This window comes from Paenibacillus sp. B46(2026) (genome assembly GCF_056786355.1).
Window position 1 is genome coordinate 2,843,117 of the sequence record NZ_CM165907.1, and the last position, 13,866, is coordinate 2,856,982.

Here is a 13,866-nt window from a genome sequence, read left to right on the forward strand (position 1 = left end):
GAAGATCACAGGAAAGGCCACGCACAATACGCATGCACACAGCATGAATGTAACTTAATTTTGAATTCATACATCACTAAGGAGTTGTAACCATGGAGATTTGTTCTGTGAAACAGATCAGTAAAATCTACAAAGGCATCGTATCTTATGAAGCGTTATCAGGTATTGACCTCAGTATTCAGGAAGGTGAGTTTGTTGGCATCATGGGACCATCGGGTAGTGGCAAAACAACGCTGCTGAACATGATCTCAACCATTGATCATCCAACATCAGGAGAACTGCGGATTGCAGGGAAGAATCCGTTTGAATTGAATCAGGACGAACTTGCGCTGTTCCGGCGCAAAGAGCTTGGTTTCGTGTTTCAATCGTTCAATCTGTTAAATACCCTGACAGTCAAGGAAAACATTGTGCTGCCACTGACTCTTGACGGTGTTTCGCTAGCAGAGATGAACACACGTGTGGAACAACTGGCAAGCAAGCTGGGGATCGAGGGTATTCTGAACAAACGGACATATGAGATATCAGGAGGACAGGCACAGCGTACGGCCATTGCCAGAGCGCTTATCCATTCCCCGAAGCTGATTCTGGCTGATGAGCCAACAGGCAACTTGGATTCGAAGGCGGCAAGAGATGTCATGGAGATTCTCGAAACGCGCAATCAGGAGGATCAGGCTACGATGTTGCTGGTCACTCATGATGCAGTAGCTGCAAGTTATTGCAGTCGGGTTGTCTTTATCAAGGATGGCAAACTGTATAATGAAATTCACTACGGCGATAATCGTGCAGCTTTTTACCAGAAGATTATTAATGTATTATCCCTAATGGGAGGGTCAGGACATGAATTTTCGCCAGTTCGCCATTAATAACGTTGTTCGCAACAAACGAATTTATCTGGCTCATTTTCTGAGCAGTACATTTTCCGTTATGATCTTTTTTACCTACGCATTGCTCCTGTTCCATCCTGATCTGAAAGCGGGGTTAAAGGGATCAAGTGGTACGGTTACGTTGCTTGCAAATCAGGGGTTTATGATTGCAGAGATCATTATATTCATCTTTTCATTCCTGTTCCTGCTCTACTCGGTAGGTTCATTTCTGAAGACGCGTAAGAAGGAATTTGGTATTTTCCTGATCATTGGCATGACACGCAAACAGATGAACCGGCTTCTGTTTATGGAGAACATGTGTATCGGATTAGCTTCGATCATTACCGGCATCGGGCTCGGAATTATTTTCGGCAAATTAATCCTGCTGATCTGTGGCTCCATGCTGGCTGTTGAGAACAGCCTTCGATTCTATTTTCCGCTAAAAGGCATTGCTCTGACGGCTGGTGCATTTCTGCTGCTGTTTGTTATTATCGCGATGTCATCATCCTTGCTCATACGCAAAGGAACTCTCATTGACCTTGTGAAATCAGAGGAAAAACCGAAACCGGAACCGAAAGCATCACGTCTGCTCGCCTTGTTATCCGTATTGTTGATTGGCGGAGGCTATGCAGGAGTATTCACTTTTGTATGGGTAAGCTTCTCGTTTCCGTTATTACTCGCAAGTGTCGTGATCGTTATTGCAGGTACGTACTTCCTGTTCACACAGCTCAGTGTATACATCATTCGGGCACTCAAAAGAAATCCAAGATTGTTTTTCCGTAAAACCAATCTGCTCTTCCTATCTGAACTTACCTATCGGATGAAAGATAACGCGATCATGTTTTTCATGGTAAGTATCATCTCGGCTTCTTCATTTACGGGAATTGGCACCATGCTCGCGATTGCTGACCCGGGGTTGTCGTCCATGTCGAATCCGTATGCATTCAGCTATATGAATTCATGGGATACTCCCGACTCCGAGCGACATATTCGGCAGATTGAAGAAACGTTGATTGATCATGAAGTTCCCTATGTCAAAGGTAGCTATGCGCCGCTCTATGAAAATAATAATGGAAATATTATCAAGCTAAGTGATTATAATCGTCTGGCGAAGGCACTCGGGTATGAGGAACGCACGTTGAAACAGATCGATGAGTCATTTATGACACCAAGCAATTTGGCGGTTCGTAAGAAGTACCGTGATCAGGCCGAACAAGGATTCTCAGGGATAGAGATTAATCTGGAGATTGATAATCGGCGCGTACCTGTTCAGCTATCGACCCCGGGTATCGATATTGTGATTCCTTTTCAAAATGAAATTAATCTCTACGTCGTAACCGACGAATTGTTTGAGAAGATGAGACCAGCGTACAACGAGGAAGTGGGGATGCCTGAAGATTTCTATTCCATGCGAACGACCCAATTTGTCGTAAAAGATTGGATGAGTACACGCAGCTTCGCTCCTGAGTTAATCGAATCCATTCAAAATGATCAATCCGATCGAGGTTACTACGAGATCAGCGCGCTTGTGGTGGACTGGCTTAATTCCAAACAAACAAACGGGATCATTCTGATCTTGAGCGGTCTGATTGGCATTGTTTTCTTCACCTTTGCAGCAAGTTTCACGTATTTCAGACTCTACGCAGATCTGGAACGGGATGAAGCGCAGTATCGTATGATTGGCAAAATGGGACTGAGTCGTCCCGAACTCCGCAAGATCGTAACAAGGCAGCTATTGCTTATGTTCTTCCTGCCACTCTTGGTGGCGGTCATCCACAGTTCGGTTGCCTTTGTAGCGTTGCAGCAGTTGGTCGATTTCTCGGTTATCGGATACAGTCTGCGTATTTTCATGGTGTTTGCTTCCATGCAGATTCTGTATTTTACACTTGTTCGCTGGCGGTATTTGCGTCATATGTATTCCAAGCTAGTCTAAAAAAAGAACTATTTTCTCAGACACAAAATGATCATAAAGTTGTTTCTCAAGCTTACTTTCTAAAAGCCTTGGCCTAAGCCGGGGCTCTATTTCTATTTATTTAGATTATCTTTAGAAATGATTTAGGTTGAATTAAGAGACGTAGTATATAGTAATAATGTAGAGATAGGCATAGAGTATAGGAAATGAGAGGAATAACATGAGATACACCGTATTAATTGCAGATGACGAACCCGAGATTGTGGAACTGCTTCAGCTCTATCTGGAGAAGGACTATACCATTAAGACTGCGGTGAATGGAGCCGAGGCGCTGCAAATCATCCGTTCAACACAGATTGATCTGGTCATACTGGACATCATGATGCCTGTAATGGATGGATTGCAGTTAATCAAACAGATCAGGGCCACGCATCACATGCCTGTTCTGTTCCTATCCGCTAAGAGTCAGGATCACGATAAAATCCTTGGACTGGGACTTGGGGCAGATGATTATATAGCGAAGCCGTTCAACCCGCTTGAGATTGTCGCGAGAGTAGAGGCGTTGCTCAGAAGAGTCAATCAATTTGATGCAACAGAGATCCCCGCAGCGAAAGAACAGAATCTGGTATTAGGCGATCTGACGCTTGATCGATCCCAATGTATCCTTTTTCGTTCAGGAACACCTGTAACATTGACCTCTACAGAGTATAAAATTATGGAATTGTTGCTCGATCAACCTGGCCGAGTCTTCACCCGTAAAAAAATATACGAAGCGGTCTGGGGCGACTATTATGCGCACGAGGACAGCACAATCATGGTACATATCAGCAACATTCGGGAGAAGATCGAGCGTGACTCCAGACAACCGGAATATCTCAAAACGATAAGGGGACTGGGATACAAAATTGAAGCGCCCATGGAAAGCTAGAGAAAAGCGACTGTTGCAGACATCCCTGACACTGGATTTCTTGCTGTTCAACTTCTTTTTGCTGTTACTGGTACTGATCGTGTACCTTATGGTATCTCTGGATGTCGTGGATTTCCGCATCTCGGATCAAGTGGTTGATCCGGAGCTGAATGTCGAAGCCCATGTGTATGTGGCAGAGCTGGAGAACGAATTTTATTCCGGTGGAGGTTCGGTGTCGAAAGGCAAAGATAAAGAGATTCAACGTCTCATGGACAGCGGCGGCTGGATTGAGATTCTGGATGCAAATCGTAACGTTATTCATCATGTGGGAGACAAGCAAGATGCGTTCACCCAATACAGTGAAGGCGATCTGTATGCTGGACTGGAGAACCGAAGCGACCAGGAATACTATTATTCGATCACTCCTCTCTCGACAGAAGGAGCGGCAGCGTATGTATTGCTCAAAATCCCGCGTGATCTGGTCAGCGTGCGGATTAATGATAATCAGTTGATTACCAATCTGAAACATCCATTATCCTTTTACATTATGATTGGCATCGGTTTGGTTTTATTATTGATCTTTGTCTACAGCTACTGGGTTGCACGGAGAATCAAAAAACCACTCAGCATCCTCTCCTCAGGTCTTACGCAGATGATACAGGGGAATTATAGTACACGGATGTCGATCTCGGCAGAGAGGGAATTTGTCCAGATTGGTGAGACCTTTAACTACATGGCGGACGTCATTGAGAACACATCTGCGGAGAAACGTTATGCCGAAGAGAGCAAACAGCGACTGATTGTAGATCTGTCCCATGATCTGAAGACACCGATAACATCCATACAGGGATATGCGCAGGCATTGGTGGAAGGACGTGGGGAGGACAAGGACAGGCAGCAAAGATACCTGGGATACATCTATAACAAGTCCGTTCAAGTTGCACGCATGATACAGAATATGCTGGAGCTGCTCAAGGTGGATTCGCCCGATTTCCGCATGCATATTCAGAGAAGAGAAATTGGAGAATTCGTGCGCGAGATTATGGCAGATACCTATGGGGAGATTGAACAGAAACAGTTTGTCCTTCATGTACTTGTTCCTGATGAGGAGATCTACGCGAGGTATGATCCGGAGCTGCTATCCAGAGTCATTCAGAATCTGATCACCAATGCTCTGTCTTATAATCCGCTCGGAACAGAACTGCGCGTGGAACTCATTCCGTTGGATACCCATGTGGTGATTGAAGTGGCAGATACCGGAGTGGGCATACCTCAAGAACTGTGGTCAACGATCTTTGACCCGTTTGTACGAGGGGATGAGGCGCGAACAGCGACCGGAGGTACGGGACTGGGTTTGTCCATCGCACAGCGTAATACAGAGAAAATGGGCGGAAGGCTGATCCATTCCCGGCGTGGGCGAGAGACCACCGTGTTTACCATTCAGATTCCAAATTAAATATGAGAAGAAATGTCCATGTGGAGGGAAATATTTTGTTCAAAGTAAATACGTTTGTCCGGTTCAGTATTGCACTGGCGTTGTTATTGGTTAATATCTATTTATTATCACGTGTGAGTTTCATCTTTCAGCCGCTCGTCACCATGATCACGGTCATTACCGTGCCGATGATGTTATCGGTGTTCTTTTATTATCTGCTCCGACCGCTTGTGAATTATATGGAGAAAAAGAAATTAAATCGCACGCTAAGTATTTTGCTAATCTATCTGGTTATTGCTATTCTGGGAGTGTTCTTCATTATTGGCTTATGGCCATCGTTACGTGAGCAACTGATTAATCTGGTCGATAACGCGCCGAATCTAATCAATTCATTAAGTGAACAGCTGAGAGAGCTGGAGCAGAATGGTGCCATTCAAGCCTTGTTCCCTGAGGGCTCAACACCTTTCTCTCAAATCACGGAGTATATCAACAAAGGATTTAACTTTGTGACCAACTACGTGAGTGGCTTTCTCTCACTGGTTTCCAGTTTTGCGATCATCTTGTTTACATTACCGATCATTCTGTTCTACATGCTGAAACAAGGTGAGAAGTTCGGTCGCAAATTGGCACATATCGCTCCAAAACGTTTCCAAAATGACAGCCGTGAAGCCGTACTTGAGATTGATCAGGCGCTGAGTGGTTTTATTGTGGGAAGAGTCTTGGTAAATCTGGCGCTGGGTGTATTGATGTATATCGGTTTCCTCATCATTGGACTGCCGTACGCATTACTGCTCACGGTAATCGCGGTCATCATGAACTTTGTTCCGTTTATCGGCGCGATTGTGTCGTCCGTCCCTATTGTGATCATGGGTCTCGTGGTATCACCATCGGTTGCCATCTGGTCTCTGATTATTATTCTTGTCGCTCAGCAGATTCAGGACAACCTGGTTGCACCGTACGTATTCGGCAAAAAGCTCGATATTCACCCGCTCACGACCATCATTCTGGTGTTGGGTGCTGGGGACTTGGGTGGCATTATTGCCATCCTGATTATTATCCCGGTTTATATGATCGTTAAAATTCTTTTGGTTCGAATCTATAACATGTTCTTCAAGGACAAATGGCAGAATGCATAGAATTTTTTTAATTATTTGAAGGAGTGGAGTACATGTCTGAAATTATCGAAAAACCATACAACGAACCTGAATATATCGCACCTCAATCTGTTCAATTAGGTACGATTCACATCTCGAATGATGTGTTGTCCAAGATCGTGGGGATGGCCGCTCAGAACACGAATGGTGTATCATCCATGTCTGTTGGGCTGACTGAAGGGATTGCCAAGAGTATTAGCGGCAAGAGTCTGCAAAAAGGAATTGACGTACACGTCAAAGACGATCAGGCAACCATCCAGCTGCGCATCAACATTCAATATGGTAACAATATGCACGAGGTCTGCCGTGAACTTCAACATAATGTTCAACAGGCTGTAGAGCAATTAGCAGGCGTTATGGTGAATGAAATTAAAGTGCAAGTCGTCGGCGTATCTATGAAGGAGACGGTATAAACGAGAGTAAGGGATAACGATTGTAAGGATAAATGATTGGCAAAAACAGCACCTTCCCAATTAGCAACTTAACTGGGAGGGTGCTATTTTATGTTTACGGTAATAGGTGGGAGCTTCGCCCATCACTTTTTTAAACATTTTGGAGAAAAGCAATTGATCCTTATAGCCCACCGAGCGGGCAATATCACCAATGGTCAGACCGGGATCAAGGGTCAATTCGGCTGCCCTGCGCATCCGGTAATGAACCAGATACGACTGAATACTGCTTCCCATCTGGTCCTTGAAGAGAGAGCACAGGTAACTGCGCTGCAAACCGACATGGGACGCAACCGATTGAACGGTAATGGCATTGGCATAGTTCATTTCAATGAAGTCCATTACCTGCGTTACGTACGTTTCCTTCGAATAATCCGGCATGGGTTGAAGATGCTCTGAATTAGCCTGATCAATTAAAATGGAGAAGAATTGATACAGCAAACCCGTCATGCTAATCTCCCAGCCTTTGTGCGTATTGCGGGAATTGACCATTCGGTGCAGGCAGGATCGCATCTCGTCATCCTCATTGCCCAGCTCAAAGATCGGGTGATGCTCTGACAGACAGGCATGCTGTAAAAAGGATGAACTATTGCTGCCTTGAAAAGCAACCCAACTGTATTCCCATGGATCATCCTGATCTGCTTCGTAATGCACGACAGAGTGCGGAACAATTAGAAAACCTTGTCCTTTGTGCAGGTTGTACGTTTTGCCTCCAACTTCGAAGGTGCCTTTGCCATTCAAAATATAATGGATTTTGTAATAGTCTCTCATGGCGGGACCAAAGTGGTGACCTGGTGTACAGGCTTCCGTACCATAATGAAGGAGCTGAAGCTCCTGAAAATGATTGTTCTTGAACATATACGTAATCAAGGGTATTCACTCCTGTACGATTTCGTCTCATCTTGCATTTTAACATACTACATATCTGAAAAGATTAAGAATTTAACGATAGTATATATAGATAACAATCATTATTACATATGTTCAGCGTGAAATGCCATATCGTTTTGACAGACAATTGTCTAAGATGAAAAGGAATTCAACAAACCTTACAGGAAAGTGAGAATAACGATGCCCTATACTGCGAGTGAACAACGATATGATGAGATGAAATATGTACGTTCCGGCAAATCCGGAATCAGACTGCCACAAATTGCGCTGGGTTTATGGCAGAACTTTGGTGGCAACCGTACATTGGATATTCAGGAAGAGATGATTTTGCGTGCCTTCGATCTCGGAATTAACCATTTCGATCTGGCGAATAACTATGGCCCACCTCCAGGATCAGCCGAAGAGAACTTTGGTGTGATTTACAAAAAACATCTGCGTCCTTACCGGGATGAACTGCTTATCTCGTCGAAGGCAGGCTATCATATGTGGAGTGGACCTTACGGCGAGTGGGGCTCCCGCAAAAACCTGATTGCCAGTCTGGATCAAAGTCTCAGCCGTATGGGACTGGATTATGTGGACATTTTCTATCATCACCGTCCAGATCCGGATACACCATTGGAAGAAACGATGACGGCACTGGATCATATCGTGCGGCAAGGTAAAGCACTGTATGTGGGCTTATCCAATTATAATGCAGAACAGACGCAAGAGGCGGTAACCATTCTCCGTCGTCTGGGTACACCATGTCTGGTTCATCAGCCAAACTACTCGATGCTGAATCGCTGGATTGAAGACGGTCTGCAGGACGTATTGGATGAGCAAGGCGTAGGTTCAATTGCATTCTGTCCGCTCGGCCGCGGTCAGTTGACGAATAAATATGTCGACAAGATCAAGGCAGAACGAGCCAATCCAACAGGTAATTTGAAAAAAGAAGCATACACGGACGAACGGATTGCCAAGTTCGATGCGCTTCAGGCGGTTGCAGAGCGAAGAGGTCAGACGATCTCCCAACTGGCACTGAACTGGATCTTGCGCGGTAACCGTGTAACTTCTGCATTGATTGGTGCAAGCCGTGTGTCCCAGATTGAAGAAAACGTGGCTGCGCTCCAGGCACCGGATCTGACAATAGAAGAGCTCAATGAGATTGAGAGCATTCTGGACGGCATGGGTAATTATCCTTGGTAAATTGACAGTCTGGACTGTTATACATTTTTTATTGAATTTGAAGTATTGAGTTTTTAAAAGTATGTGAATTTTAGGGAATAAGCTGAATGAGCATTATCTTTAAATGAGATGGGACTTTATCCCTATTCCAAATATTACAATAAAAGTTTATTTTGAGAAAAAAAGAAAGAGGTGGTTGACTTGAACAAAAAGAATTTTATTTTTAGTTACTATAACAGGGATTTTATTGTTTACATCTTCATTTTTAATAACCCAGAATGTTTTGGCTAGATCTTTGGGATATACGTGGTATGTTGCTTCAACTCCGATTCGTTATGATACAATTTTAAACCCCACTTGGAAAACAATTATTCAGAAGGGAATGAATACGTGGAATGATGTAAGCACTAAAAAGCAATTTCAGTTTAATAGCAGCAGTACTAATGCTACAGGGGATATCAGTGCATCCAATAGACCAGATGATTCCTGGATTGGTAAAATGTTTCCCACTACAGGTAGTTTTTCAGGTAAAACCTATATGACTAGAGCAGATATAATATTTAATACTAAGTATGAATTCGCTGATGGTGCTGTTGCGGGTGCATATGATATACAAAGTGTTGCTACTCATGAATTGGGGCATGCTCTGGGTATAGCACACTGCCATGATGCTGACTCTCAACATAGCTCTGGGGATCAAGACTATACTATGTATAATTACTCTTTCACAAATGAAACAAAAGCAAGGAGTTTAACCCAATATGATAAAGATGCTAAAAACTCGTTGTATTAAAAAATAAAGAAAGAGGTGATTGTATTGAAAAGAAACAAAAAAGTGACTTATACTTTGTTCACCATTTCATTTCTAGGTATTAGTATTTTGTCAGGATTTCTAGTAGCGAGTTCAACATTTAAACCTACTATTGAATATAGTGCTACATATCCCAATTACACTTTAGATGAGTTATCCAAGGTAGCGGATAACATTGTTTATGGAAAAGTGGAGGCCAGAGGGGAGACGGTTTCAGAAAAAATATATTTACCAAAAACCAATAATGAACTAATTTCTAATTCTAGTGAGCAGTCTTCTTACAATTTGGATTTCACAAAGCAAGAGGAAGTAACCTACGTTGAAGATTTATATACAGATATATCAGTAAAAATTATTACTCCAATTAAAATGGATGGGGAGATCGCTGATGCAGGATATCGAATGACGATGGAAGAACAAACGATATTGTATAAAGAAGAAGGCGGAGAAACTGAGAATTTGAGAATTGTTCCTGATGGAGGAGAATTAAATGAAGGTGATGAGGTTATATTATTTACAAATCATGTGGGTAAATCATGGGGCCCTCAAAGTGTATTGAAAGTTATTGACGGAGCGGTTTATGACAAAAATGGAACGAAATATAATGTTGATGAATTAATTAGTAGATTGAATGATGATATATAAATTAACGAAAATATGTATTATTATATTCCCGTTGTTAATTCTCATTTCATCCTGTGCGAATGAATCCGACCAGAGTTACCCTGCGGCATTTATGTGGGATGAACAATTATATCTAATTGAAGGACCCAATTATGATTCCTCGAAAGTCGGTGATCAGGTGGGAGAAATATCTAAACAAGTCTCGCCTTTTCCTCAGAATCATGGAGAATCTAATGTAGCAGGTCAAGGAAGTGACATCTTCTATGTAAAGGATAGCAGAGTCAAAGACGTGCTCGTTATATTTTTTGATAATAATTATCATGCTGCATATAAGACTGATTCTTTCAAGTAAGAAGGATTAAAAGTAAGTTTCAGTTTAATGAAACGAAGGTTTTTTGAAATAGTCGCCAATAATGGCGGCTATTTTTGCTATTCATTTTATATCATAGCACCTGGTCCTAGGATTTAGGGTATAATATATAGAAGCTTTACATTTGAACTACGAAGGAGAGGCTCCATTTGAACTTTGAACAGTGGATTTCGGCTGAAAGCTATAACCTGACATCCGAGATGGAAAATCATCCATCAGACCGGATTGCACTTAGATGGCTCAGCGATCAACGAGAATTGGAAGAGATCACTTATGGTGATTTATTCAAGCAGGCGAATCGTCTTGCTGGAGGTTTGCGTGAACTTGGACTAGAGAAAGGTGATCGGGTGTTGGTCATGGTACCACGCCGTATTATTGCCTATGTCATTTATATTGCTTGTCTGAAATTGGGGATTGCCGTTATTCCTTCCTCCGAGATGTTACGGGCAAAAGATCTTGAATATCGTCTGCGTCACTCTGAGGCGCGGGCTGTTATTGTATGGTCCGAGACGACCTCGGAAGTAGAAAAGATGGACGCGGATCTGCCGTCACTGGCACATCGCATCGTGGCATCACCGAATGAAGAAGTTAGCGTACCTGCTGAAGGTTGGGTCAATGTGCATCAGTTAATGCAAAATCAACCTGACGAGATGGCTGCGGTGCAAACTCACCGTGATGATACGGCTATCCTTGCTTATACTTCGGGCACAACAGGTAATCCCAAAGGAGTTGTACATAGCCACGGTTGGGGATATGCCCACCTGCGGATTGCTTCTTCATTATGGCTGGATATTCAACCTTCAGATACCGTATGGGCAACGGCTGCACCTGGCTGGCAAAAATGGATCTGGAGCCCGTTCCTGTCGGTACTCGGAAGAGGCGCGACTGGACTGGTCTACAATGGATCATTCCAGCCCAAGCGTTATCTGGAACTGATGCAGGAACATCAAATTAATGTCCTTTGCTGTACACCAACGGAATATCGGTTGATGGCCAAAGCCGATGATCTTGGACATTATGACCTGTCTCATCTGCGCAGTGCTGTTTCAGCGGGTGAACCGCTCAATCAGGAAGTCATTGAAATCTTCCAGCGTCACTTCGACCTGACTATTCGAGACGGATATGGACAGACCGAGAGCACGTTGTTAATCGGCAGTCTCAAAGATGCGCCTGTACGTATTGGCTCGATGGGTCAGTCGATTACACCTGGATTGATTGAAATTATTGACGATGAGGGACAACCTGTTCCTTCGGGTGAAGTAGGAGATATCGCGGTACACAAAGAGATGCCAGCTTTGTTCCGGTCCTATTATCAGGATGAGGGACGGAAGGAAGCGAGTCAGCGTGGCGATTATTTTGTAACAGGGGACCGTGCACGCAAAGACGAAGAAGGTTACTTCTGGTTTGAAGGCCGCAGTGACGACATCATCATCAGTTCGGGTTACACGATTGGACCATTCGAAGTGGAAGAAGCACTCATGAAACACCCCAGCGTGAAGGAGTGTGCGGTGGTTGCGAGTCCGGATGAGATCCGTGGTAATGTAGTGAAGGCTTTTGTCGTACTGAGAGATGATTCGCTGGCTTCACCGGAATTAATGCGTGAATTGCAGCATCACGTCAAGGAAATCACAGCACCTTATAAATATCCACGCAAGATCGAATTTGTTACGGATCTGCCGAAGACTAACTCCGGTAAAATCCGCCGGATCGAACTGCGCGAACAAGAAAAACGAAATAGTTAAATGAGATTAGGTAACGATTGATTGAAAAATAATAGCATACGTAGTGAAAGAGAAGGAATCGATTCTGAAGAAGCGATAGCGCTCGTATTTGTCTCCCAATTTTAACCTTTGAAAAATACGATGAAGAAAATTTGGAGACAACGACGATCTAAAGAACGATCCTTCGCTGTAACGGCCACTCAACAGAGTCCAAGTCATTTGCAAACCATGTCATAATATATGAAACAGGAGTGAACACAACTATGAGTCAATTTGAACAAACCTTTGAAAAATCATTGGAACAATACGCAGAACTGGTTGTTAAAGTTGGCGTGAATATTCAAAAAGGACAGGATCTGCTCGTTACTGCTCCCATCGAAACGCTTGAATTCACACGTCTGATTGTGCAAAAAGCCTATGCGGCTGGTGCAAACTATGTACAAGTGGACTTCGATGACGATAACATTACCCGCAGTCGTTTTGAGCATGGCTCCAATGACAGCTTTGACTACTATCCAGCCTGGAAAGCGGATATGATGGAAAAGTTTGCAGAAGCAGGCGGCGCTACCCTGACGATCAAAGTTCCAGATCCTGAACTGTATAACGGAATTGACTCCGACAGCGTTTCCCGTGCTACTAAGGCAGCTGCACACGCACGTCGCGGATATGCCAAATACACACGCAACCATGAAATTAGCTGGTGTCTGATCAAGGCCCCGACCAAGGCTTGGGCGAACAAAGTATTTGCCGACATCCCGGAAGAAGACCGAATCAACGTGATGTGGGAAACCATCTTCAAAATGAACCGTGTAGATGGCGGAGACGCCGTGCAAAATTGGAGAAAGCATCTGGATACCTTAACTGCAATGGGAGACTTGTTGAATAAAAAGAACTATAAGAGCCTGCATTACCGTGCGCCAGGTACAGACTTGAAAATTGAATTGGTCCACAACCACATCTGGGGTGGCGGTGGTAGCGAAAATAAACAAGGTGTATACACCGTTGCCAATATGCCGACTGAAGAAGTATTCACCATGCCTAAGCGTAGCGGAGTGAATGGGTATGTTAGCAGCACCATGCCTTTGAATCTGAACGGGCAACTGGTAGACCAGATGAGAATCACATTTAAGGATGGACAGGTTGTAGCGTTTACGGCAGCATCCGGTGAAGAGCATTTGAAGAACCTGTTTGCCACCGATGAAGGAGCACGTTATCTGGGTGAGGTCGCACTCGTACCACATGACTCTCCGATCTCCAATCTGAATCGCATATTCTACAATACGGGTATTGACGAGAATGCATCCTGCCATTTGGCTGTGGGAAGTGCGTATCCATTCAACATGAAAGATGGCACAACCATGTCTAACGAAGAGTTGCTGAAGCATGAGTGCAATGTGAGCTTGACTCACGTTGATTTCATGATCGGTTCCGCTGAGCTGGATATCGATGGTGAGTTACAAGACGGTACAATCGAGCCGGTATTCCGTAAAGGCAACTGGGCATTTTAATTTCTAATCTGGCGATATTAGTTCAACTTATATATTAGTAGTAATCGTATTTAACGA

At 43.8% G+C, this 13,866-nt stretch carries 12 protein-coding genes; 11 read left to right on the forward strand and 1 reads right to left on the reverse strand.

Annotated features, from left to right (window positions below; all coding sequences use genetic code 11):
• Positions 1-92: 92 nt before the first annotated feature.
• The 6 genes from AC1S8V_RS13060 (at position 93) to AC1S8V_RS13085 (ending at position 6,684) form a co-directional block, all read left to right on the forward strand.
• Positions 93-863: an ABC transporter ATP-binding protein gene (locus AC1S8V_RS13060; RefSeq protein ID WP_036608600.1), complete on the forward strand. Its 771-nt coding sequence runs from the start codon at positions 93-95 to the stop codon at positions 861-863.
• On the forward strand, positions 838-2,796 hold the full coding sequence (locus tag AC1S8V_RS13065) for an ABC transporter permease (RefSeq protein WP_482073940.1): 1,959 nt from the start codon (positions 838-840) through the stop codon (positions 2,794-2,796). The genes AC1S8V_RS13060 and AC1S8V_RS13065 overlap by 26 nt, the downstream gene beginning before the upstream one ends.
• A 199-nt stretch (positions 2,797-2,995) precedes the next feature.
• On the forward strand, positions 2,996-3,703 hold the full coding sequence (locus tag AC1S8V_RS13070) for a response regulator transcription factor (protein ID WP_482073941.1): 708 nt from the start codon (positions 2,996-2,998) through the stop codon (positions 3,701-3,703).
• On the forward strand, positions 3,681-5,138 hold the full coding sequence (locus tag AC1S8V_RS13075) for a sensor histidine kinase (protein ID WP_482073942.1): 1,458 nt from the start codon (positions 3,681-3,683) through the stop codon (positions 5,136-5,138). The genes AC1S8V_RS13070 and AC1S8V_RS13075 overlap by 23 nt, the downstream gene beginning before the upstream one ends.
• A 35-nt stretch (positions 5,139-5,173) precedes the next feature.
• Positions 5,174-6,253, forward strand: coding sequence for an AI-2E family transporter (locus AC1S8V_RS13080; protein ID WP_482073943.1), 1,080 nt, complete (start codon positions 5,174-5,176; stop codon positions 6,251-6,253).
• Between the two features lie 32 nt (positions 6,254-6,285).
• The gene (locus tag AC1S8V_RS13085; RefSeq protein ID WP_482073944.1) at positions 6,286-6,684 is read left to right on the forward strand and encodes an Asp23/Gls24 family envelope stress response protein; all 399 of its coding nucleotides are present in this window, start codon (positions 6,286-6,288) and stop codon (positions 6,682-6,684) included.
• 60 nt (positions 6,685-6,744) lie between these two features.
• Here AC1S8V_RS13085 and AC1S8V_RS13090 read toward each other — a convergent pair whose 3' ends face one another.
• Positions 6,745-7,590, reverse strand: coding sequence for an AraC family transcriptional regulator (locus AC1S8V_RS13090; RefSeq protein WP_482073945.1), 846 nt, complete (start codon positions 7,588-7,590; stop codon positions 6,745-6,747).
• Positions 7,591-7,791: 201 nt separating this feature from the next.
• Between AC1S8V_RS13090 and AC1S8V_RS13095 the strand changes: the two genes are divergently transcribed.
• The 5 genes from AC1S8V_RS13095 to AC1S8V_RS13115 all read left to right on the forward strand — a co-directional run bounded on the left by AC1S8V_RS13095 (position 7,792) and on the right by AC1S8V_RS13115 (position 13,809).
• Positions 7,792-8,796 (forward strand): aldo/keto reductase, encoded by a 1,005-nt coding sequence (locus tag AC1S8V_RS13095; RefSeq protein WP_482073946.1) that lies wholly within the window; start codon positions 7,792-7,794, stop codon positions 8,794-8,796.
• Between the two features lie 274 nt (positions 8,797-9,070).
• Positions 9,071-9,568, forward strand: a complete 498-nt coding sequence (locus AC1S8V_RS13100) for a matrixin family metalloprotease (protein WP_482073947.1) — start codon at positions 9,071-9,073, stop codon at positions 9,566-9,568.
• A 24-nt stretch (positions 9,569-9,592) separates the two neighbouring features.
• A complete protein-coding gene (locus tag AC1S8V_RS13105) occupies positions 9,593-10,231 on the forward strand; it encodes a hypothetical protein (protein ID WP_482073948.1) in 639 nt (212 codons plus the stop codon).
• Between the two features lie 498 nt (positions 10,232-10,729).
• Positions 10,730-12,322, forward strand: coding sequence for an acyl-CoA synthetase MbcS (gene mbcS / locus AC1S8V_RS13110; RefSeq protein ID WP_482073949.1), 1,593 nt, complete (start codon positions 10,730-10,732; stop codon positions 12,320-12,322).
• 242 nt (positions 12,323-12,564) lie between these two features.
• Positions 12,565-13,809: an aminopeptidase gene (locus tag AC1S8V_RS13115; RefSeq protein ID WP_076214754.1), complete on the forward strand. Its 1,245-nt coding sequence runs from the start codon at positions 12,565-12,567 to the stop codon at positions 13,807-13,809.
• Positions 13,810-13,866: the final 57 nt, after the last annotated feature.

Excerpts from the sequence above, each read along its gene's own strand:
- AC1S8V_RS13115 (WP_076214754.1), top strand. The coding sequence starts at position 12,565 with ATGAGTCAATTTGAACAAACCTTTGAAAAATCATTGGAACAATACGCA.
- AC1S8V_RS13095 (WP_482073946.1), top strand. The coding sequence starts at position 7,792 with ATGCCCTATACTGCGAGTGAACAACGATATGATGAGATGAAATATGTA.
- AC1S8V_RS13065 (WP_482073940.1), top strand. The coding sequence starts at position 838 with ATGAATTTTCGCCAGTTCGCCATTAATAACGTTGTTCGCAACAAACGA.
- AC1S8V_RS13060 (WP_036608600.1), top strand. The coding sequence starts at position 93 with ATGGAGATTTGTTCTGTGAAACAGATCAGTAAAATCTACAAAGGCATC.
- AC1S8V_RS13085 (WP_482073944.1), top strand. The coding sequence starts at position 6,286 with ATGTCTGAAATTATCGAAAAACCATACAACGAACCTGAATATATCGCA.
- AC1S8V_RS13070 (WP_482073941.1), top strand. The coding sequence starts at position 2,996 with ATGAGATACACCGTATTAATTGCAGATGACGAACCCGAGATTGTGGAA.